Annotated in this window: 26 protein-coding genes and 1 tRNA gene; 17 read left to right on the top strand and 10 right to left on the bottom strand. The window is 39.2% G+C overall.

Features of this window, described 5'->3' with window-relative positions; genetic code table 11:
* The first annotated feature begins 64 nt into the window (after positions 1-64).
* Positions 65-295: a hypothetical protein gene (locus CYAN7822_RS11555; RefSeq protein ID WP_013322453.1), complete on the top strand. Its 231-nt coding sequence runs from the start codon at positions 65-67 to the stop codon at positions 293-295.
* A gap of 226 nt (positions 296-521) precedes the next feature.
* Here the strand turns inward: CYAN7822_RS11555 and CYAN7822_RS11550 are convergent, their stop codons facing one another.
* A complete protein-coding gene (locus tag CYAN7822_RS11550) occupies positions 522-1,004 on the bottom strand; it encodes a hypothetical protein (RefSeq protein ID WP_013322452.1) in 483 nt (160 codons plus the stop codon).
* A 528-nt stretch (positions 1,005-1,532) separates the two neighbouring features.
* On the opposite strand from CYAN7822_RS11550, the gene CYAN7822_RS11545 reads away from it, so the two are divergent.
* Both CYAN7822_RS11545 and CYAN7822_RS37650 read left to right on the top strand, forming a co-directional pair.
* Entirely contained in the window at positions 1,533-2,030 is a 498-nt protein-coding gene (locus CYAN7822_RS11545; protein ID WP_013322451.1) for a hypothetical protein, read from the top strand.
* A 265-nt stretch (positions 2,031-2,295) separates the two neighbouring features.
* A complete protein-coding gene (locus CYAN7822_RS37650) occupies positions 2,296-2,466 on the top strand; it encodes a YgiT-type zinc finger protein (protein ID WP_013322450.1) in 171 nt (56 codons plus the stop codon).
* A gap of 154 nt (positions 2,467-2,620) precedes the next feature.
* On the opposite strand, the gene CYAN7822_RS11540 is transcribed toward CYAN7822_RS37650, so the two are convergent.
* Both CYAN7822_RS11540 and CYAN7822_RS39420 read right to left on the bottom strand, forming a co-directional pair.
* On the bottom strand, positions 2,621-3,220 hold the full coding sequence (locus CYAN7822_RS11540) for a hypothetical protein (protein ID WP_013322449.1): 600 nt from the start codon (positions 3,218-3,220) through the stop codon (positions 2,621-2,623).
* Positions 3,221-3,578: 358 nt separating this feature from the next.
* Positions 3,579-3,806 carry an N-6 DNA methylase gene (locus tag CYAN7822_RS39420; protein ID WP_083786850.1) on the bottom strand — a complete coding sequence of 76 codons (228 nt, stop codon included), beginning with the start codon at positions 3,804-3,806 and terminating at the stop codon, positions 3,579-3,581.
* Between the two features lie 517 nt (positions 3,807-4,323).
* On the opposite strand from CYAN7822_RS39420, the gene CYAN7822_RS11535 reads away from it, so the two are divergent.
* From CYAN7822_RS11535 to CYAN7822_RS37640, 4 genes are all read left to right on the top strand, one after another.
* On the top strand, positions 4,324-5,040 hold the full coding sequence (locus CYAN7822_RS11535) for a hypothetical protein (RefSeq protein WP_013322448.1): 717 nt from the start codon (positions 4,324-4,326) through the stop codon (positions 5,038-5,040).
* A gap of 178 nt (positions 5,041-5,218) precedes the next feature.
* The gene (locus CYAN7822_RS11525; RefSeq protein ID WP_013322447.1) at positions 5,219-5,551 is read left to right on the top strand and encodes a hypothetical protein; all 333 of its coding nucleotides are present in this window, start codon (positions 5,219-5,221) and stop codon (positions 5,549-5,551) included.
* A gap of 303 nt (positions 5,552-5,854) precedes the next feature.
* Complete coding sequence (locus CYAN7822_RS11520) at positions 5,855-7,597, top strand: hypothetical protein (RefSeq protein WP_013322446.1); 1,743 nt, start codon at positions 5,855-5,857, stop codon at positions 7,595-7,597.
* Positions 7,575-7,778, top strand: a complete 204-nt coding sequence (locus CYAN7822_RS37640) for a hypothetical protein (RefSeq protein ID WP_157871805.1) — start codon at positions 7,575-7,577, stop codon at positions 7,776-7,778. The genes CYAN7822_RS11520 and CYAN7822_RS37640 overlap by 23 nt, the downstream gene beginning before the upstream one ends.
* Before the next feature lie 367 nt (positions 7,779-8,145).
* On the opposite strand, the gene CYAN7822_RS11515 is transcribed toward CYAN7822_RS37640, so the two are convergent.
* From CYAN7822_RS11515 to CYAN7822_RS11505, 3 genes are all read right to left on the bottom strand, one after another.
* Positions 8,146-9,312, bottom strand: a complete 1,167-nt coding sequence (locus CYAN7822_RS11515; RefSeq protein ID WP_013322445.1) for a zinc-dependent alcohol dehydrogenase — start codon at positions 9,310-9,312, stop codon at positions 8,146-8,148.
* Between the two features lie 65 nt (positions 9,313-9,377).
* Positions 9,378-10,550, bottom strand: coding sequence for a zinc-dependent alcohol dehydrogenase (locus tag CYAN7822_RS11510; protein WP_013322444.1), 1,173 nt, complete (start codon positions 10,548-10,550; stop codon positions 9,378-9,380).
* Positions 10,551-10,555: 5 nt separating this feature from the next.
* Positions 10,556-11,143, bottom strand: coding sequence for an SRPBCC family protein (locus tag CYAN7822_RS11505; RefSeq protein WP_013322443.1), 588 nt, complete (start codon positions 11,141-11,143; stop codon positions 10,556-10,558).
* A 1,050-nt stretch (positions 11,144-12,193) separates the two neighbouring features.
* Here CYAN7822_RS11505 and CYAN7822_RS11500 point away from each other — a divergent pair.
* The 6 genes from CYAN7822_RS11500 (at position 12,194) to CYAN7822_RS11480 (ending at position 16,337) form a co-directional block, all read left to right on the top strand.
* Positions 12,194-12,781 (top strand): hypothetical protein, encoded by a 588-nt coding sequence (locus CYAN7822_RS11500; RefSeq protein WP_013322442.1) that lies wholly within the window; start codon positions 12,194-12,196, stop codon positions 12,779-12,781.
* Positions 12,730-13,074 carry a hypothetical protein gene (locus tag CYAN7822_RS37635; RefSeq protein WP_013322441.1) on the top strand — a complete coding sequence of 115 codons (345 nt, stop codon included), beginning with the start codon at positions 12,730-12,732 and terminating at the stop codon, positions 13,072-13,074. Before CYAN7822_RS11500 ends, CYAN7822_RS37635 begins: the two co-directional genes overlap by 52 nt.
* 440 nt (positions 13,075-13,514) lie before the next feature.
* Positions 13,515-14,324, top strand: a complete 810-nt coding sequence (locus CYAN7822_RS11495) for a DUF2589 domain-containing protein (protein ID WP_013322440.1) — start codon at positions 13,515-13,517, stop codon at positions 14,322-14,324.
* 130 nt (positions 14,325-14,454) lie between these two features.
* The gene (locus tag CYAN7822_RS11490) at positions 14,455-15,399 is read left to right on the top strand and encodes a DUF2589 domain-containing protein (RefSeq protein WP_013322439.1); all 945 of its coding nucleotides are present in this window, start codon (positions 14,455-14,457) and stop codon (positions 15,397-15,399) included.
* Positions 15,400-15,401: 2 nt separating this feature from the next.
* Positions 15,402-15,641 (top strand): hypothetical protein, encoded by a 240-nt coding sequence (locus tag CYAN7822_RS11485; RefSeq protein ID WP_013322438.1) that lies wholly within the window; start codon positions 15,402-15,404, stop codon positions 15,639-15,641.
* Between the two features lie 51 nt (positions 15,642-15,692).
* Positions 15,693-16,337, top strand: coding sequence for an NUDIX domain-containing protein (locus CYAN7822_RS11480; protein WP_013322437.1), 645 nt, complete (start codon positions 15,693-15,695; stop codon positions 16,335-16,337).
* Between the two features lie 927 nt (positions 16,338-17,264).
* Here the strand turns inward: CYAN7822_RS11480 and CYAN7822_RS37630 are convergent.
* Together CYAN7822_RS37630 and CYAN7822_RS11475 are read right to left on the bottom strand one after the other, a co-directional pair.
* Complete coding sequence (locus CYAN7822_RS37630) at positions 17,265-17,405, bottom strand: hypothetical protein (RefSeq protein ID WP_157871804.1); 141 nt, start codon at positions 17,403-17,405, stop codon at positions 17,265-17,267.
* 120 nt (positions 17,406-17,525) lie between these two features.
* Positions 17,526-17,610: transfer RNA gene (locus CYAN7822_RS11475), tRNA-Leu, on the bottom strand.
* Between the two features lie 176 nt (positions 17,611-17,786).
* On the opposite strand from CYAN7822_RS11475, the gene ndhL reads away from it, so the two are divergent.
* From ndhL to CYAN7822_RS11460, 4 genes are read left to right on the top strand one after another with little or no spacing between them, the layout of a single operon-like run.
* On the top strand, positions 17,787-18,029 hold the full coding sequence (gene ndhL, locus CYAN7822_RS35645) for an NAD(P)H-quinone oxidoreductase subunit L (RefSeq protein WP_013322435.1): 243 nt from the start codon (positions 17,787-17,789) through the stop codon (positions 18,027-18,029).
* Between the two features lie 10 nt (positions 18,030-18,039).
* Positions 18,040-18,357 (top strand): DUF3007 family protein, encoded by a 318-nt coding sequence (locus CYAN7822_RS11470; RefSeq protein WP_013322434.1) that lies wholly within the window; start codon positions 18,040-18,042, stop codon positions 18,355-18,357.
* Between the two features lie 23 nt (positions 18,358-18,380).
* Complete coding sequence (gene trpA, locus CYAN7822_RS11465) at positions 18,381-19,175, top strand: tryptophan synthase subunit alpha (RefSeq protein WP_013322433.1); 795 nt, start codon at positions 18,381-18,383, stop codon at positions 19,173-19,175.
* A 9-nt stretch (positions 19,176-19,184) separates the two neighbouring features.
* On the top strand, positions 19,185-19,583 hold the full coding sequence (locus CYAN7822_RS11460) for a DoxX family protein (RefSeq protein ID WP_013322432.1): 399 nt from the start codon (positions 19,185-19,187) through the stop codon (positions 19,581-19,583).
* A 33-nt stretch (positions 19,584-19,616) separates the two neighbouring features.
* Here the strand turns inward: CYAN7822_RS11460 and CYAN7822_RS11455 are convergent, their stop codons facing one another.
* Both CYAN7822_RS11455 and CYAN7822_RS11450 read right to left on the bottom strand, forming a co-directional pair.
* Positions 19,617-19,838, bottom strand: coding sequence for a DUF167 domain-containing protein (locus CYAN7822_RS11455; protein ID WP_013322431.1), 222 nt, complete (start codon positions 19,836-19,838; stop codon positions 19,617-19,619).
* 46 nt (positions 19,839-19,884) lie between these two features.
* Entirely contained in the window at positions 19,885-21,195 is a 1,311-nt protein-coding gene (locus CYAN7822_RS11450; RefSeq protein WP_013322430.1) for a GAF domain-containing sensor histidine kinase, read from the bottom strand.
* Positions 21,196-21,256 lie beyond the last annotated feature (61 nt).

Here is a 21,256-nt window from a genome sequence, read left to right as displayed (position 1 = left end):
TAGATCGAAGTGGTTTATTTTTTACTTTTGTACTTTGTGAAATAAAGATAAACGGAGGTGTGAAATGACAGTTAGTACATCGTCTCAATCTAATACAGGAACACAAAATCCTCACTATAATTTGATTAGTGTACTCTATCACTTGCTGCAAGGCGCAGAAACTTACGATCAGTATATTCAAGATGCTGAAAGAGAAGGGGATCAGGAATTAGCTGATTTTTTCAAAAATCTTAAACAAGCTAGTAGTTCTACTGCTGATAAAGCTAAAGATTTACTGCGTCAACGTCTGCAATAATCCTAATTCATTAGGAGAAAAAGAGGCTTTAAGACGGATTTTAAGATGAATTAGTTCTGTAAATTGTGATTTATTGCCTAACCCCCCTAACCTCTAGCACTGTTTGATTTTCCCAAACTCTGATACCTTAAAAGCTTGCCCTGAGTTTGTCGATGGGGTGCAGCTACATGAGCAAAGCCCGCCTGTGCGGGCTAAACTTTTTATTAATAATAAATACTAATGTTTTTTAAGCCAATTGACCGCCTTGTTGTTTGAGAATTTCTGTTACTGTCTGTACTTGTTCTTCATTCCCTTCAACCACAAGTAAATAATTATCAGCCGCTTTATCTCTATAAGCATTGGGCACATTTTTAGGCACATTAATCCCTGTTATTGCACCTATTAATCCAAAACCGGCTGCGCCAATGATACTACCAGCCAGGGTGATCAAAAACATCAATCTTTCCGAATGATCAGCCACAAATGTCACACTACCAGGAACATTACTGTTAACTAAGCTTAAAAAAAAGCCGATCATGCCCCCTAATACGCCTCCCGTCACTGCCGCAGTAGAAGCATTTTTTAGGGTTTGGGTTTGACGAATTTCAGTTCTAGGGATAAATGACTGGGTTTCAAGACTGATTTTTTCTAGAGGTAATCCGGCTGATTGTATGGCATTTTGGGCATTGTGAGCCGCTTCTTGGCTGGTAAATTTGGCTTCTACTTTCATAAGTTAAAATTAGGTTTGATTTGATTTTTTTTGAATTTCTATTATCTCTATACCTTGGTTTAGTTACTAGGATATAGATAAATTTTTTAAAATTACTCTGCCAATGATTGTATGATAAATAATTTTTATTTTGCTCTGACTTAAGAAATAGGTAGCTTTTCTCAAAGTATTTCTTCGGTAAGAGGTTAAGAGAATTCCTCGCTAACTCAGCCGTAGAAAATCTGAAAAACTCGGTACTAGGCTGGCAAAATCATCAATTTATCTATTACTTTTGAGGGATGGGAACCAGACAAAACTTGATTAATCTGGTTATTAGTAATTGTTTCAAAAGCATAATTAATGCTAAGGTCAAAACAAGCAAGTTGCAGAAAGTCCAAAACTTAGATAGTTAAAAATTTAAACTCAATAGTGTTGCTCAAAAACTTCTAAATGCTAGTCGGGAACTTGTTCAGTTCTCCAGTTAATCTGCACTGCTCAATTGATCAAACAGCCTTAAATTATCTTTTAGTTTATCGACGGAGTTTGAAAATGAAAATCAAAAAACCTGTTTCTTTATATCGAGTAATTGCTGTTTTTGTAGCAGGATTATTCTTATTTGTGCTTACCGCTTGTGGTACTAGCTCTAAAGTGCTTGCTACTAATGCACCCACTTCTCGCTCAAATAAACCGGCTGATGTGATGCAACCGAGTGATATTCCTCAACGTCAAGATGTATCAGGCGTTAACGAAAAAGCTGAAACACTCATTAACGGATCTAGACAAAATCTAGAAAGACACGGTGTGTATCATGGAAATGATAAACCTCTCCTACCTAAAAAAGATATTTCTGATATAGCAGGAGATGTACAAGATAAAGCTGGACAAGGCATTAAAGATCTACGAGAAAATATCGAAAATTCTGCACAAGAAGCTGCATCTGCTCTCAAAGGAGCGGCTAAAAATGCTAGAACAGCCGCCGATGATGTTTCTGGTAAAGCTCAACGAGCCGCCGATCAAGCACGTTATAGAACTTTTGACAATGACTAATACTAGATTGTTGACAAAGTTGTAAGGTTAATTCAAAAAGACTAGAGGGACTCCCTCTAGTTTAGTACAAGATTAAATGTCTGTTGTTATCCTCGGTTTTCGGTTCTCATCCGAGAACTTTATTAATTTTAATCATATCTATTCTACTAGAAGGCAAATTGTGCTAAATTATACAATCTATTGCCTAATTTTTATCTCTTTAGAAAGATGTAGTAAGCACCAATAACCTAGTATTATATAAGTAATAATATTAAACTATTAAAAAATGCGTCACTGCCCTATTTGCTCCGGAAAAACTTTACGTCATATTCGAAATAGTAAAATTTATTGGTATTGTTCTCACTGTTATCAAGAGGTTCCTAACTTAAATATTATATCGGCTCTGAATCTAGATAAGAGTAATATTCTCGAGTTTAAATCTGGGTACATATATTAATTAATGCTCTAAGAATCCTTTGATTTTTAGGTGCGTTACGCTCTGCGCTCGATACTTTTAGGTGCGTTACGCTCTGCTAACACACCCTACTCGACTTAAATCTTTTATAAGTGCCGAAAATACCGCCGAACAATCTCTAGCTTACCGATTTACTTTATAAACAGCCTGTAAAACTTTCCAGAAGCCACGTAGGATAAGCATAAGATTGTTTAGCGGTTAATTCCTGTCCTGAGTAAGTCTGACTAAATTCTGAGATGACTTGTTTAAAGTGCTGTAGATTATTTCTAGGGTTTTCTTTCATTTCAGCCGCCATTGTCCACCAGAAATTTTGTGCTATTTGAAGATGGCAAATTTCTAAGTTAACTTTTTTGTAACAACGCTGCCATCTTTTTTTCTTGACTTTGATCCAAGTCTGCTGTTTATAATTATCGAAATTGTCAATATTTTTGAGGATATCTTGATTATATTCTAATTTTATCCATCTTTCAATGTTTCCTTGACTCGTGGCAGGATCACTATTTTGAGCGTTGATAAATTCATTGACTCGAAATTTTATTTCTAGATTTTGTTCACGCCTTTTAAAGCTTAAAATCTGACAATTCGGTAAATAAAGATAATCATCTTCTCGTTCTTCGGGAGAGTCTAAACTCTGCTTTTTTTTACCGAGACAGTCAAGATCAAACCACTGTTGAATATTTGCCGGTAGTTTCCCTTGATTAAACCAGCGAATTTCTAAGGTTTGTTGAGTCCGCATAGTTTTAGATTTTTTTAAGTTTATCTCGAGGTCACCTGTTACCAATATATTTTAGTTTATAGCATTTCCTAAACTACTAAGATCCCTATTTAAATTACTCCCACTTTCTTAACAGAGATAAAGCCGCCGCGACTTCTTTACCTTTTGTCTCAATTAAGTCTAGTAATTCTTTGGGTCTGCTTTCATCTTCAGAGGCTTTAGCATTAGGGTTAACGGCTTTGAGGTCGAAGTTTTTAGACTCTATTTCCTCGCGGGTAACTGTCCAACTTTTATCGGTATCTTCCCGACTGGGTAAAAGTTCAAAAAATTCATCAAAATCTGATAAGCTTAAGGGTTTGCGTTTGGTTACGCTGACATCTTATAGGTCATAATACCATATTTTTTCGGTGGGTTTGCCTTTGCTGAAAAAGAGGATATTGGCTTTAACTGCTCCTCTGGCGGCTTTAAATGTTCCTGCTGGCAAACTGACAATACAATACAAATTACAATCATTTAATAGTTTGCGTTTAGTTTGAACAAAGGCTTTTTCATTAGTCCGAAATAATACGCCTTCATCTAAAACTATGCCGCATCTTCCCCCAGCAATAAGCTTTTCCCTTCAGACTTCTGACTTCTGACTCCTGACTTCTGCTATATTATCGGTTTTTTATCAAAATCATCCCCGCGCCTAACCCACCCTACGATTTATAATTTTTTCTTATCACCCTAAGTACAGGAGAGCCGGTTTTTTATCGTTAGCTATGGCTAATGGGGGAGAAGATACCTCTACTTTGGTTGGAGTAATCCTGTCAGAGCAAGCATATAAAAGTGAACCAAGAATCCCCATCTATATTACGAAACAAAGTGTAGTAATTAGATGGGGAGTGTCAAATTTTCATGAATTTGTCATCTCCACTATTGGAGAGTAACTTCCGAATGATAAAAGGCTTAATGCTTTATTTTTGATCCTTGGGCTTATACAATTTATAGCAGTCGAAGCTAAGAATGGGAAACTTTTTTGCCTAACCTATTAATATGACAAAAGTTTTTCGCCGAGTGTCTCCTGTCTCGATGTCTCCTAACTTACTGCCATAAATGCTCTTTAGCCTAGTCATCAGTTGTTTATGATCAAAACTTTTCTGACTCAATCTCTAGCAATAATAGTTATTGCTTTGCAAAGCTTAAAATGTTTGCCAACTCAGGCAGAATCAATTAGTCATAGTAATAGTTTTCCTAATGACAAGATTATCTATTTTCTCGCTCAACAGAGGAAAAATGCCACTGCTGAGGTGCGTAGCTTTTTTGAAACGGGACGTTTGCGATCGCAAGACCGCATTTTATTTCAACGTCCTCCTAGTGATGTTATTCCCGTTCAGTCTCAAGCCAATGCTTGGCAATTTGTTATTTTTAGGGAGGGAAATAGTTCTTTTTGGATGCCTCCGGGCATTTTAAGTCAAGAAACCGTCAACTTAAATACGTCTTTGGGAGTCTTGAGTTTTCGCACTCTAGCCTCTAATGCCGAAGATCGTCGTTATGTTGTGGCCTATGCTGAGTCCCTAACCCAAGAACAATTGCAAAATCGTGAAGTTTTATTTAGAGCCATAGTGCAAAAATTGGCTCCAAATAGCGAGTTTACCTTAAAAGATGATCGCGCTATTGCCATCAAAGAATTTCCAGGTCGAGAAATAACCTTCGAGAGTGGTGAAGAAATAATTGTCATGCGAGTTTATTTGGTTGAGCAACAAGTTTACGCTTTAGGAGTTCGCTATCCCAAAAATAATCCTCTCCCTAGACAAACAAGAGCCTTTTTAAATGCTTTTGAGCTTTTAGAAAAATCTTGATCTCAAAGAGGGAGTAGTAATAAATATGTAGGGCGTGTCTGAAAACCTGCTATACTGAGTAAGATTACTCACCGCTAATTGTTTATATGTCCGCGAACGCGCAGCTATAACTATTTGGTTGTAATCCCTGTTTGCAGACACGCCCAAATCTATTGTCCGTCCGTCTTCTATAAATTCCGTGTCAATAAAAATTTTCATAAATCTCCTTTTACTTTTTGCAGAGGATAAAACAGGAATAATACAATTAACCGAAGACCATCATTTAGGCGGCAAAACAGTTAACACCATATCAGACTTAGCCGCTAACCCCATTTACGGGCAAATTCAAAAAGTAATTGCCAACGATAAATATTATGAATTTGACAATGAAGCCAAAACAGGAGATATAGCCGCACAAAACGGCTATTGGATAGAAACAGGAGGATGGGATTGTTACATTAGCTCAACCGTTGATGGATGCGATAGATACATTAACGAACTAAACACGGCTGATAAGCTAAGACGCATTTAATTTTTATAACTTTATTTTTGGTACAAAAGTTCAATCCTTTCCCCTTTCCCCTTTCCTCTTTCCCCCTTCTTTATCTGGACTAATAATTTAGATGCGTAACAGCTTATCACATTACTCCCCCTTTATAATCCCAACGGTAGCCAATCAACCCCCTTAAAAATTTGGTTACTCAACGGACTTGAAGAAGACAACGAAGCAGAAATCGGCATCGGGCATGAAATCGCCTTATATAACAAAGTCGATGAAGATCCCAGTTGATCAGCCGCATTATCAGGAGGAATTTTAATTGATATTTTGGGATTAGTGCGCCGCGAAACTGGAGAATTAGACGAAAATTTTCCCGACGTAGGACGCTACATTTTCACGGCGGGAGAATACTTATTTGCTTTAAATGCCGCCATCCCTAGAGGATATGCCCTAGCTTGTCAGATTATCTATAAAATTAGTGCCGCACAACTAACCTTTGCCCGAATTTTCTTAGGTTCAACCATCAAATCTTGGATTTATGCCCGAAAACCATTAGGAATCATTGTGCCGGGTTTAGCCGCCATTGCTGGAGATGCAGTTTTAGCCGCAGGTTCTAGGTGCCGGATTGTCCCTGATAGCATGGGAATATCAAGACTTGATGGCGTAGTCTTGGCCAAAAACTACGTCACCCCGCAATTAGGCATAGAAAACTTCATCTATAATTTAGCGGCTGATACCCCTAATCAAATATGCGCGATAAACACCGCCGCCGGGGGATGGATAGAAATCAAACTCAATAATCAATTAACAGCCGCCGAAGCCGTGCGGGCCCTAATTAGCACCGAAGCCGGAGAAACTAACCCCAGTAGCTGGAGCAACTCTATTTCATTAAAGTCTAATCAAATGCTACAAATTCATCTAAGCCACCCTTGCGATAGTAATGGGTATGGAACCATTAGAGATGATTATCCGGCTCTAGCCATCGCAGGAAATAAACAAGGAAAATTTAATCAGCCCAAAATCAGAATTTATCTGAAAATAGAGGGAAAAATATATCGGCTACCCCAAGAACCCATCGCCATAGCCGCTACTCAAACCCTAACAATTCTCACGTTTAGCGGCGCAGAATTACTCCAACAACTCCCAAGTCAATCTGACTATTGGTTTAACTTATGGAAAGTCGCCACTCCCAAAATTGAAGCGGCGAACGGAATGGCCAACATTCCTACAAATAAACTGATTCAAATTGCTATTACCTATTATTATTCTAGCCCCAATATTAAGGTCACTAAAATAGATCATCGTGAAAATTTAGAGCGCGGGGGAGGACTATACTGTCTCCCAGAGATTGACTTAACACTGGCTCAAATGGCGCAAAAAATTAAAGCCGGAGGAAGCGGCAGTTTTAAGCTTGCCAATCAATCACAAAATTTTCCTGCTCAACCCCTGTTATTTTTATCAGAGGAGTTTTTAATTTTTAATAACTCTTCTCGCTCTAGACTAGAGATGAGCCTTAATTTAGATCTCTTAAAAGAAGAATTAGAATCAATGCGAAAATTATTAAAAAGTAACCAACATTTTTGGGTGTTAAATTCGGGAGATGACTTGGATAATGCAAGTCAAGAAACGCCTTTTAAAACCTTGCAAAAAGCTGCGGATATTGCCGCTTTATTAGATTTAGGACTTTGCGATTGTTACATTCATTTTTCAGGAACGCTAGATTTAAAATATCCTCTCATTATTAGACCCCCTTTAAGTAGTGGTGGGAAACTAATCTTTAAAGGCTCAGGAATAGACACGAGTTATATTACCAGTAGCCAGACACTTAGCTTGATTAAACAAGAAGGAGAGGTAAGCATCTGTCTTTTAGAAGATTTTACCCTTTCTTCTTCTTCATCCGCCACTACGAAAGGAGCATTAATAACCTGCTCAAAAGGAGAACTGCAATTTCAGAATTTAAAATTTGCAGGTGGCGCAAATTCAAACACCGGGCAATATCAAATATTCGCCGAAGGAGGAATTATTAAACCCATAGGAAATTATCAAATTACTGGTGATGGATTTTATGCGCCTTTATGATCGCCAAGACGTGCGGTTGCGGCGGCAAAATATTACTGTCTTATCCTCCGTCAAAAACCTTCCCTCAATACTATCTTCTTGCTTGACAGACCGTTTGTCCTCGGTTCGTCCTATTCAACCAAACTTTATTAATGGTGCCGTTGAAGCATTCGAGTTGATCAACGGCTTAACGAGCGGCTAACCACGCGCCTTTTAGCCCCGTTCAAATATTTTTGTCACTCTGGTTTGCCGCAAATCCGACCAATTTAAATAAATCAGTTCCCCTTTCACTTTCTAGCTCTATAAAAGTTCAATTGATTAATTTAAGAATTTTTGAAAAACTGCATTTTTATAAAAATGATTATCATTATATTTTTTACTCAAAAAAGCAGTAATTTAGGATTAAATTAAGAAATTAAGTTAGAGAAATATTTAAACTTAAAAAAATTACCAGAGCGCTATTTATTTATGTTCAGGTACTTAATTGTAGAGACGAAATATTGCAGGTATTGTCTCTACAATTCAAATATTATTAAACTGAATTTAGATTTTTTTTCTTGAAAAAACTTTTAAGGTTTAAGAACAATCTTAATACAGTTATCTTTTTTGTGCTTAAAGATGTCGTAACCAGTAGGCGCATCTTCTAACTTTAGGCGGTGGGTAATCACAAACGAGGGATCGATCTCGCCATTTTGAATGCGCTCAAGCAGCCGTCCCATATATCGATGAACGTGGGTTTGTCCGGTTTTAAAGGTTAAGGCTTTGTTCATCGCCGCCCCCATAGGAATTTTGTCCACAAAGCCGCCATAGACACCGGGAATAGACACTGTACCCCCTTTACGACAAGCGACAATTGCCTGTCTGAGTACATGAGGGCGGTCAGTTTCCAGGCGCACAGCTTGTTTGGCTTTATCATAGAATCCTTCAAGCCCCAAACCGTGAGCTTCCATGCCCACTGCATCCATCACCGAATCGGGCCCGCGCCCCCCAGTCATTTCTTTGAGGGCTTCACCTACATCAACTTCCTCGAAGTTGAGTATTTCTGCTCCGCCCTTTTGGGCCATCTCTAAGCGTTCAGGAATGCGATCAATGGCGATAACGCGCCCAGCACCGAGCATCCTTGCACTGCGAATGGCAAATTGACCAACAGGCCCGCAGCCCCAAATAGCAACAATATCACCGGCTTTAATATCGCAGTTCTCTGCTGCCATATACCCGGTGGGAAAGATATCCGAAAGAAACAATACCTGTTCATCGGCCAATTCGTTGGGAATTTTGAATAAACCGACATCAGCATGGGGAACACGGGCATATTCAGCTTGACCCCCCGCATAGCCTCCTAGCATATGGGAATAGCCGAAAAGACCTGATGGTGAATATCCCATGATGGCTTCTGCCATAAAAGCATTGGGATTAGTATTGTCGCACAGTGACGTTAAGTCTCGTTGGCAGAAGAAGCAGTGACCGCAGGCGATCGGGAAGGGATTGACAACGCGATCGCCAACCTTAATCCGCTTGACTTCACTACCAACTTCAACCACTTCTCCCATGAATTCATGCCCTAAAATATCGCCCTGCTCCATCGTGGGAATAAAACCATCATAGAGGTGTAAATCCGAACCACAAATTGCTGTTGAGGTAATTTTGATCACAGCGTCTCGTGGGTTAATAATTTTGGGATCGGGGACGCTTTCAACGGTAACTTTATTCGTGCCTTGCCAGCAGACGGCTTTCATGATTTTTTCTCCATTGTTTATACTTAAGTAAACCCACAGTTAACAAAACATGAAGGTCCAAGTAATTAGTCAGGCTGCAACATCACTTTGATACATTGATCTTTCTTGTGCTTAAACATTTCAAAGCCCTGCTTAGTCTCACTTAAAGGCAAGCGATGACTCAGCACAGCCGAGGGATCAACCTCACCCTTCAAAACATGATCTAAAATCCTGGGGATATACTTGGGACCAAACATCTGTCCCATTCTAAAAGTGAGGGCTTTGTTCATGGCTGCACCCATAGGTAGCTTGTCCACAAAACCCCCATAAACTCCCATAATGGATAAAGTCCCCCCTTTACGACAGGCGAGCATCATTTGTCTGAGGACATGGGGGCGATCGGTTTCTAAGCGTATGGCTTGTTTAGCTTTGTCAAACAACCCCTCTGGACCTGTACCGTGTGCTTCCATCCCTACTGCATCAATACAGGCATCGGGTCCCCTTCCTCCTGTCATTTCTTTGAGTGCCTCGATTACATCTACTTCTTCGTAGTTGATAATCTCAGCTTTGGCAAAGTCTCTTGCTAGTTGCAATCTTTCAGGAAAGCGATCGATGCCGATGACGCGCTCTGCACCTAGTAGGTAAGCACTCCGCATCGCAAATTGTCCCACAGGGCCACAGCCCCACACAGCAACGATCTCACCCGGTTGAATGTTGCACAAATCCGCTCCCATATAACCTGTGGGAAAGGCATCAGAGATCGGCAGTAATTTCTCATCGGGAATGTCTTTGGGAACACCGATAGCGGTGAAATCGGCAAAGGGAATGCGGATGTAATCGGCAAAGGAACCCGCATAACCTCCAAAAGCATGAGAGTAGCCGAAGATTGCCCCTGTTCCATGGCCGTAAATTTTTTCCTGCATCCAGGTATTGGGATTGGAGTTATCGCACAGTGACCACTGCTGCTGGTGGCAGTACCAGCATTGACCACAGCCTATCGCCGAAGAAACCACTGCTCGATCGCCTTTCTTGAGACGCTTCACTTGAGAACCAACTTCAACAATTTCTCCCATAAACTCGTGACCAAGAATGTCGCCGGGTTCCATTGTCGGGATGAAGCCATCGTAAATGTGTAAATCGGAACCACAAATCGTTGTGGAGCTTACTTTGAGAATCGCATCGCGGGGGTTGAGAATTGTGGGATCGGGCACGGTCTCTACCCGCACATCTTCTGTACCATGCCAACATACTGCTTTCATTTTTATTAGTCCTTTGAGTTAGTGCGTCCCGATGGTTGACCATCGTTTGTGGCAATTTCCCCAGCTTCCATGAGCATTTTAAAACGAGCAAGTTCATCTCCGATTTGCTGTTTCGGGTTTTCGCCAAATAGCTTGGTTAGGGTTTCTCCTATAGCACCTGCGGGTAGATTATACTCGATTACTACTTTAACTTCGGTTCCTTTATCGCCGGGTGCCGGTTGAAAACGAACAAAACCGGAATGTTCTATTTGGGAGTCTTCAACCGATGTCCAAGCGATTAAGCGATTCGGTTCATCTTTAATGATTTGAGCGTCCCATTCAACAGTATTATCCAGAGGAGCTTTAGTTACCCAATGAGAACGGTTATTATCATAAAGGGTGACTGATTGAAGATGCTTCATGAAGGTAGGCAGATTTTCAAAATTATGCCAAAAATTATAGAGATATTCAGTCGGTTTATTGATAGTAACTATTTTTTCAGCTTTCATCGTTTGTCTTACTCCTAGAGTCCGTTTTATTGTGTCTTGAGCTTGTTTAATCGTGCTTTGTCTAGTAAGCCCTTGATCAATTAAATCCCCTCCGGCGACTGCCATTAATGCTCCTATTGAGCGAGCGTTGCTGTAAACCCATTAAAACTAAAGCACTGCCACCAATAATAGATGCCCAACGTTCTTTTTCACTGGCTTCATTGCTATTAAGTTACTTAGCTTTTGTTCATAATATACCTTTCTAAAGAGTTAAAAATTTAAGGGGGGTTTTAAGCCTTTAGGAGGGGTAAAGTTGAAGTCTAGAAGTATAGCAGTTATCAAATCAACTATTTTTCGTCATGTATTTCTTAATTCCTTAATAATAAAATGCAAAAACTCGGGTCTATAGAGTTTTTAGGCGATATTAGTCCCTCAAAAAAAGGTTTTATTAAAAAGCAAAACCTGAATTAAATTAACAGATTTTATTAAAAAAGGTCTTAAATTAATCAATTAAACTTTCGGAAAACGACAAACGTATTAATTAAAATTAATACGCCTCAAATAATAGCCGCTATCGTTGCAGTCAACTATCAAAATCAAATTTATCAATTATCAAATTCTTCTACTCCTCAACAAGGAGAATTTACTTTTAAGGATAATCAATTAAATCTTAATCCTTTAGGAAAAGTAGAAAAAACCGCAGTAACAATTCTTGCAAAACCCAATGTTTTAGCAACCATTAATCAAAGCACAAAACTTATAACCACAACGGAATCAAACTCAAAAATAACGCTCAATACCCCTAATATACCCACCTCAGTAACCATTAATCAACAAAATTATATTTATACTACCAACAATCCCACCGCCGGTGAATTTAGTTACAAAGATGAAGTATTAACAATAATATCATCCTCTTCAATTGAAAGCCGCTCACTAATAATCATTAACGAAATTTCTATTAATGATATCGCTATCCCTAGCAACGAAATTAGAGAAGATATTCCTAAAATCATTAAAGACTACAGTATAGAAACTTTAAAAATTAAAAGAGAAGTAGAAGGACATCACAGTACAGATACCATAGAAATTCTATTATCAGCGCATGAAGTTGAAAAGTTTAAACAAGAATTTATTCCTGGGAAAACCTTTGACTTATACGGATTAAAATATCTGTTGAGCGATCAACCGTCTTTAACTTATCATAAACGGGTTGCACAAATTTTAGCTAGTTTTTCTCTTCAAGGAAATCATGCCCCTTTAGGACAAATTAGAAATCCCTTAGACCAACCGGTAAAAGCTAAACCGCTTGCTCCTTTAACCAGTTTAGGACAATTATGTGCCGCAGTAGGGGTTGGATATGAGGGCCCTTTAATTAAAATTCCCATCCCTAAAGATGTAGATAATTTAACAACATTGACCCCTCGACAAGAATTAGAAAATAGGCCAATTACCGCCCAAGGCTTTTTAGATTACTCAGGAGAAAAAGTAAAACTGAGAAATTTTTACCAAACCCCCATTCACATTTTGAATTATAACGACATAATAGAAGATGGTTGGCAATTGGATTTTAAAGGAAGTGGGGCAACTATTGAAGGAATTTCTTTAGCTTATGAATATCACAATAAGTACCTGGACATAAATAAAGCTTTCTGTATTAAGAAATGTAAAACTCTCCTAACTCTTACCCATTGCCCTTTCCCCCTTCCCCTTTGCCCAATCTCACAGTTAACTTTAATTTTGTCCACCTACTTACTCGATTAGATGTAACGAATGAGAAAGCCCAAGAAGAAGAAGGAGAAGATCAGGTTTTACGACTATACACAGGCGACAAAAACTTACAATACCCACCCGATAATATCACCCCAGAAGCCCTGCGTTCACCTTCAATGTGTTTTGATGCCGGTGGGCCGACAAAAAAAGGAACTTGGGTGACAACCCTAAACGGCGAAACGATTTTAGAAGAAAATAAATTTTTATTATATTTTGCTTTTTGTAAAGTTCTTGATCAACTTCAGAAAATCTTCAAAATTGTGTCTTATTTAGATGAATTATAAGAGTAAAAAAGATTTTATAATTTAGTTAGGAGGTGGAAAAATGCCCGTTTTCTCCTAGGTTATCTCATACTTTTCTAACTCTAAATACACTTAGAATCATACTAGGTCATATATATGTACGAGAGAGGATTTAGCAAAACTTCAGCTAGAAAAATTTCTAGGAAATTGTTAGTAGGTATGTTCACTCTTTGTGCAGGGGACTAAAACAATACTTATTTCCACATCTACTTGAGGAAAGTTTTGGGTAAAGGCACGCTCTCCAGAGCTAAAAATTAATCGACACAAGACAAGGGTTTAAAGGTGAAGATTTTTCTTATCCCTTGAACAAACTGCATCCCCCGGTTGCATATAAAAACACATTTTATATCACCTATTCCCCTTGCTCATCAAAAATAATTTTGTCCAAAGTCTAATTATGTAGCTTTTAAGGAGTTTTAGTTATGACAGAATCTCAAGAGAATCCCAGCAATTCCGAAGCAAATCCTACAAATTCAGAGCAATTGCCAACAGAGCAACCGGTTTCTGGTGAGCTAACGGCTTCGCAATCAGAAACAGCAGCACTGGCGCAAAATGTCAGGGAAACAGTTGTGCTGTCACCTGGGGAAACGCTTTCAGTGACAGCAGAACCTGTAAATAGCGAGAGGACTTTAGTTAGGGCTGCCGGTCTAAGAGGTGGTGAGGAGCAAAAACAGGCTACTCAACTTCTGAGTGATATCCCCTTTGAACATATCATTGGCGGTCCGTTGGTGGCGGCTGTAAAAGCCCAAGGTCTTGCTTCAACCGCTTGTGCCCAGTTCATCCAAGAGATCGCTATAGAGCGAGACAATGCCGGAAAAACCACAAACAAGGTAAGAACAATTCAGTTCATTTATCAAAAAAATGACAAAAATGTGACGTTGACAGTTCCTCTGCTGACCATTGTGCCGATTCCGTTTCTTCGTATTGATAACATGAACATTAATTTTAAAGCCAAAATTAATGCAGGTAGTAAATCTGATGAGCAAACGAGTGCAAGCTTGGCAACAGATTTAAACATTAAGAGTTCTTGGTTGGAGAGTGCTTTCGGGCTAAACTTCACCGGCGGAATATCATCGAAAAGAGATTCAACCTCATCGAGTCATTCCGAATATAGCGTAGAATACACAATGGATGTTAATGTTCATGCTCTACAGGATGCTATGCCAGCAGGCTTACAGGCTGTACTGAACATTCTGACGGCGAGCATTACTGAGAATACTGAAAAGAAATGACTCCTAACCCCCCCACTTCTAACTCTTAGAGGAAAAACTGTAATTTTTGGTGTTTACTCTTAATGAGAGTGTTCTGGCATCCTAGTTTTGTCAATTATTCGGGAAATAACTTAGAATCAAGCGAGAAAATATGAACCTACGCCGGATTGTTAGAAGAGTTATCAGGGAAATTGGCAAAGCGATCGCCCAAGCGAATGCAGTCTCTCACTCTATTAGTCAACGTCCGGATCTAATGATGACCACTTCCTCAGTGCGCTATACAAACCTAAAAAGGCTAGATTTGCGGCTGCCGCGTGGTCTGGCAACAGTGCATCAGGAATGGAAATTAGGGAATCGAGTTATGCTTACGGTTGTACCCGATGACTATTTTGATAGTGGAAGAAGTGGCTATCAATCCCCTCGTTATTCTGGTATTTGTGATCTGCATCAGTTTTTGGGTGGGATATTGGCATCTCTGGTTAGAGGTGAGGCAATTGCAGCTAAGGAGATGATTAACTATGTTTTAGAGGTAGGGGGTGATCAAAACAACGGTCTGACTAAGTTGCGGATGGTGACTTTTGAGTATGAAAAAATTGAGCCAAAAGGTCGTAAGTTTAGGCAAATTGTGCAAATTCCCTTGCTTTCTTTGATGCCTATTCCGATGATTCGGATTAAGGATGCTCAACTTAATTTTGACTTAGAAATTGTTCGGGGTAAGAGAGAGTCTAGGGTAAGGAGTAAAACTGAGCCAAATTTACAACAAACTCAAAGTCATCCTTCTATGACAGAGGAAACAGAGACGGACCAAAACATCAGGGAAAATTACGAGGATGAACTTCAACTACAGGTGATTCTTCCGATGACTGGTCATCCTCCTACTGATTTACAATCGCCTCATACTGGCCTATCTGAGGGTGAACAAAACACGGTTGACACTGACCAAATTCCTGTTTATGAGTCATTACGAGTGGGAGTACAGGTTACGGTTGAACGCTCGGATATGCCGGAGGGAATTTCTAGGTTACTCTCTTTGGTTAATGATAATATATCTTTTGTTTCCCAACCCTTAAACAATCAAAATCAATCAGGAGACTAAAAATGCAGCAAAATGGTGGTTTTCCCTGTCCTGAGTGTGGCGAGATGATTTCTGTGTCACGGGAGTTACTCTTAGGTTTTTTATCCGGTTCTCAAGATAGTATTTATTGTTCTCGCTGTGGACTGAAATTAACGATTAACCCAGAAAATTCACAGGAAGCTTTAGAACAATACCGTCAATTAGATGAGGTGATTCAGAAATCACAACAGAACGTGGAACAAGCTCAAAAGGGACATTTTTAATGATATTCTGCTCAATTGGTTCGTGTTTATTTACTTAGGAGGGTTAAATCAATGGCACAGGCATCTTTTCAACCTCGACGATCTGGCGGAGCTTACGGTCGCAAGCAAGTCTATGCGGTTATAACACAGGGGAATGATATTATTATCACTCAAAAAGCACTACAAAATGCTGCATTTCAATCGCATGGCGGTAATCCAAACAACATTGTCAATCAAGCGGGACAATATGCCCTTCCCGGTGGGGGAATGGAGCCGAAGGATAACAACGATCCAATAACTACTGCTATTCGAGAAACATTCGAGGAAACAGGAATACAACTGATAGACATAAACAACAGGCAACAAAGTCCACCTCTTAATGCAGCTTATTATCAAAATGCTCAAGTACATAACAAAAAAGACTATTCTTGGGTCGTTTTTGAATTGGAGCAGAGTCAAGATATTTATCAAATAGTAGTTAACATGAATCAGCATATTAAAATACTACTTAATCAACCTTCACCGCATGCAGAACACGCTAAAATATTCGTGCAGGGCAAAGGGATGGCAAAAAAGCTTTTGGGAAATTATCTGGAGATAAATAACAAGACTCATCCGAATGCACCGACAAATATTATAGAAGAAATTAAAAAAAGAAAAAACTCTGGATCGACTCAATTGGTTGATTGGTATGCTGAGATTGCTAACCAATTGTAATATCTTCTTTAAAATCTGCCAATGGCATCCGGAGTACGACTGACCTTGCTTATACTCTTCTAAGATTTTGTTCATCTGATCAGCAGTAATGCACCTTGTTGATTTTTAACTTTCATAACTACCTTAATGGGAGAAATCATAGAAAAAGCCGACAAGACTTTTCAGCTTTTTAAACAAAGCTTCGAGAGTTGAGCCATCTGCTATCCAAATTTTTTTAAATCTAGTTAAAGAGAATTGAACACTTTTGTTAATATTAATGAAAAATTATAACTTTGTCTTAATTTAAAAAAGTGAGCTAAAAAATGAGGAGTTAAGACAAAAGTTTAAGTGTTTATCTTTGCTAAAATTATTCTTATAAAAGGGAGAAAAAAATGAGATAGTTAACCAATGAAAACTGGATTTTTCCTTATATAGCAACCGCTCCTGTGCTTAGGACATCTTTTAAACTTCAAACTTAATAGCAATAAGCTTTTCCCTTCTGACTTGGGGACTTCTGACTCCTGACTTCTGCTATAATGCCGCACGGTTCCATATTTTCTAAGGCGCTCCTATCGACAACGATCATCCTGAGTTGTTTAGTGATCAACAATGGATAGAAGCCGTTAATTATTACATTCCTTATTAGGAAGAATATAAAAAACAGCTTGCTTGTCAAGATTTAAAGGTTGGAGATTATATGCTCGGCGCTATCCGTATGCCAATACCTAAAAATGAAGATGAAGCCGCCTACCCCACTGTAGATTTTTTGGGCAAAGTTTTCGGTAAAGTCACAATGAACCCAAAATAACTGATAATATAACCCTAACGCGCGAATTAGCGGCTTTTCCAGCTATCAATTAAATCTTGTTCTTGGATGTGCTTGAGATTCTGTATCTACCCCTATATTTTTCTAAAGCCCAAGGAATACCCGCAAAGACTGCTAAAGCTTTATAGGCTTTGTAGTATCTTTTTGGGTAGGGTCGCTCTTAAATAAAGACAGGTAGAATTACTTTTTGCTCGGATGGTTACAAAGTCGAGTTTTTCGTTAGCGGCTTTGATCGCCTCTTCTAAGTTAAAAGTGCTTCCCACTTTCTTCCCACCAATTCTGACCAAGAATGACTAAAATATACTACCATAGATAGACACAAGATAGACGGAAGAAAAAGTCTAAAAGTTTTACCCGGTAACATTTTCAGGGAATTTTAGGGATGGGGGCAGAGAGACTCGAACTCTCACGACCGTTTAGGGTCAACGGATTTTAAGTCCGTAGCGTCTACCATTCCGCCACGCCCCCGAATATAAATTGTCTGGGCTGTTTTAACCCACGATTATTAATCTTAGCATAACTTTTAGATAATGCAACAGGTAATTGACACTTGGGCAGAAATTTTTTTTAAACCCCAAAATGAGTTAAAGTTAGATAAGTTTCTTTCCCTTGAGTCAGCAATATATTGACAAAAAGCACTAGCTATGATCAGCAACCTTCTAGCAGACGAAACAATACTCGTAGCCATTCTCTATCTGGGTCTGAGCGTTCTTTATCTGTTAATCATTCCCGCCGTCGTCTATTTCTATCTTAATAGTCGCTGGTATGTAGCCAGTTCGATCGAAAGGACTTTTATGTATTTTCTCGTCTTTTTCTGCTTTCCGGGAATGTTGCTACTGAGTCCGTTCTTAAATTTTCGTCCCTCACGTAGAGAGCTAAAAGCTTAAGCAAACGCTAATGAGACGAATCGATATTATAGGGATTGGAATAGGCTTATTTGTTGCAGGGGGGGCACTGTATCTCATCCTGCTAAAAGCCGGTCTAGATAGTAGCGATGCTGGAATCTGGAGTCAAGCCCTATTAATTGGAGGGTTAATCGGGTGGGTGTTGACTTACTTATTTAGAGTCGTTACGAAAAATATGACCTACAATCAACAGGTCCAAGACTATAAAGATGCAGTTCTTCAAAAACGTCTCGAAGAAATGACCCCCGAAGAACTCGAAAAACTTCAAGCTGAAATCGAACAAGAGCAGCAATCCTCGAAAAATTCTTAATTCTACCAGAGATAACCTATAGCATGACCTCGGTTTCTGACTGTTTTAAAGCTCTGCGCGCTCGCAACCAATGCGCCTTTATTCCTTTTATCACTGCCGGAGATCCGGATTTAGAAACGACAGCAAAAGCGTTACAGGTTTTGGCCAAATCGGGCGCAGACCTGATTGAATTAGGCGTTCCTTACTCAGATCCCCTAGCAGATGGCCCAGTTATCCAAGCGGCAGCTACCCGCGCGTTAAACCGAGGGGTAAAGCTAGAAGATGTATTAGGGATTGTTGAACAGTTCTCAAAAGAAAATTCCACCCCGATTATTCTCTTTACTTACTATAATCCGATCTTTTATCGGGGAGTAGAGTCTTTTCTGGAGACCATCGCCCAAGCAGGGGTTAAAGGCTTAGTCGTTCCGGATTTACCCCTAGAAGAAGCTGAAAGCTTACTCAAACCCGCCTCGAAAATCGGGATTGAAGTGACTTTGTTAGTAGCTCCCACCAGTCCCATTGAGAGAATTCAAGCAATAGCGGCTCAATCTCAAGGGTTTATTTATTTGGTCAGCGTAACAGGGGTGACCGGAGTCCGCTCCCAAATTGCTACCCGAGTAGAAGATTTATTATCCTCTTTACGCGCTGTAACCGATAAACCGATTGGTGTGGGTTTTGGCATTTCTACCCGCGAACAGGCGCTACAGGCTAAACAATGGGGCGCAGATGCGGTTATTGCTGGTAGTGCCATTGTTAAGCGGCTGGCCGAAGGAACACCCGCACAAGGATTAAAATCGATCGAAGAATTTTGTCATAATCTAAAACAAGCACTTGTTTAGTTGGGAATTATGGAAAAGTTTACGCCTCTTGTTGCGCGGATATTCCTTTCAGCAATTTTCCTCAAAGCCGGCATTGATAAGGTCCTTGATCCGGCATCGACTCAGCAATATATGGAATCTAAAGGCTTACCCTTTGCCGGTCTGTTACTCATCCCGACTATTATTGTGCTTTTAGTTGGGGGTTTATCAGTTTTATTAGGTTTTAAAGCTCGTCTAGGAGCCTGGTTATTAATTGGTTTTTTAATTCCCGCAACCCTTATTTTTCACACGGATTTTTCAGCGCCCGGTCAAGATATTCAGTTTTTTAAAAACTTGGGATTAATGGGAGGGTTGCTGATGATTACTTGTTTTGGGGCAGGTTCATTCAGTTTTGATCAAGGTAACCGTTTATTCAATAATGTTCCCTAACCTTGATAGTTAACTGTAATTTTGTTCGATTACTTAATTTACAATTTCAATTAATTTATTTCTAGAAGATAACCCAGACTGAATTGAAATCTGGGATTTAGAGACCTGATATTTTTTCGCCAACAGCTTAATTAATTCTTCATTGGCCTTTCCATCAACTGGAGGAGACTTTAAGGAAATAACTAAACTCCCATCCTCCAACTCTTCTATTTTTTGCTGTTTGGCATTAGGTTTAACTTTAACCTGAATTTTCATATTAGTTATTAGTTAGTCATTAGTCATTATACTTTTTGCCTCTTGCCTACTCCCTAACTTTAAACCCAACAATAAATGTTGTCCCCGGACAAGAAGCTTTTTGACTTTTTCTATTGGGACTGATAAACTCAATTTTTCCCTGCATTTGTTCCACTAAATCTTTAACAATTGCTAACCCTAATCCGGTCCCCGGAATACTGCCCTCTGCTTGAACCCCTCGATATCGCCGCTCAAATATATGCTGTTGATCTTCTTGGGGAATGCCATAGCCTGTATCACTAATTTCAATGGTTTCCCAATTATCTTCCTTTTTAAATTTAACACTTACATCAACCTGTCCACCAGCCGGAGTATATTTAATAGCATTATCAATCAAATTTGTTAAAACTTCTCTTAAAGCGGCAAAATTTGCTTTTATAGCCGGTAAATTAGTGGGAATGGTTGAAGTGACCCCAATCTGTTTTTCTTGAGCTAATGCTTGAGCAGAAATTAATAAAGGCGTTAAAACTTCATCTATAGCTATGAATTCTAAGCTTAAAGTTATACTCGGTAACAATAATGGCGAATTAGCTTGAGCTTCAGGTAAGGCCAGGGATGTTGATTTGCCAATATTTTCGCCTTCCAAGTGGTTTTCTTCCTCGAATTGACGCAATAAATCTTGTATGCGATCACTTTCTCGGATAATTCCTTTAACCACATTTTGATCCCGTTCATCGGCTAATAAACGCTTCAGTAAGAGTTTTCCAAAGGTTCGTAAAGCGGTTAATGGGTTACGTAACTGATGCAACAAATTATCAAGGCGATCCCGTTGGTGGGCACTTTTGGCGTATTGTTGCTGTAACTGTTGTTTGTACCATTCTTGACGCTGGTCTAAAAAACAACCCAGAGCTAAGGTTTTAACAATTTTTTCAATTTGAGTCAATTCTGTCTCACGCCAGGGTAAGTCTTTACGTACCGTTACCAATAAACCCATGACAATCTCTTCATAGATTAAAGGTAAAATAAGTTGGTTATTTTGCCCCGCCACTTCCTGCTTATGCAAATAATTAAAAGACTCTATTTGAGTTTCAGCATCATTGAGCCTTTCTGGAAGGGTTTGCCACAAAGAGGGAAGCATTAACTTTTCCTCATCCCCAGACCCCGGTAAACTCGTCATCTTGCCGTTTTGCCAGGAAAATTGCTCAGGATAGCTAACCACCGGCAATAACTCGCTACTGGCATTCTCCTCCCATTTAGCGGTTAAATATACAGCAGTCCAATCTGCCTTAAATCCTTCGCTTAACAATTCTACTTGCGATTGACACAAGCTCACTAATTCCGCACTAGGGCTAATTAATATCGATAAAGAATTAGACATGAAAGCTGCTCTCTGTTTATTAAATTTTATTACGAAATAAGAAGTTTTGTATAGCAGTTAT

Origin of the sequence: Gloeothece verrucosa PCC 7822 (genome assembly GCF_000147335.1) — a bacterium.
GTDB lineage: Bacteria > Cyanobacteriota > Cyanobacteriia > Cyanobacteriales > Microcystaceae > Gloeothece > Gloeothece verrucosa.
This window is presented reverse-complemented; position numbering and strand designations above follow the sequence as displayed.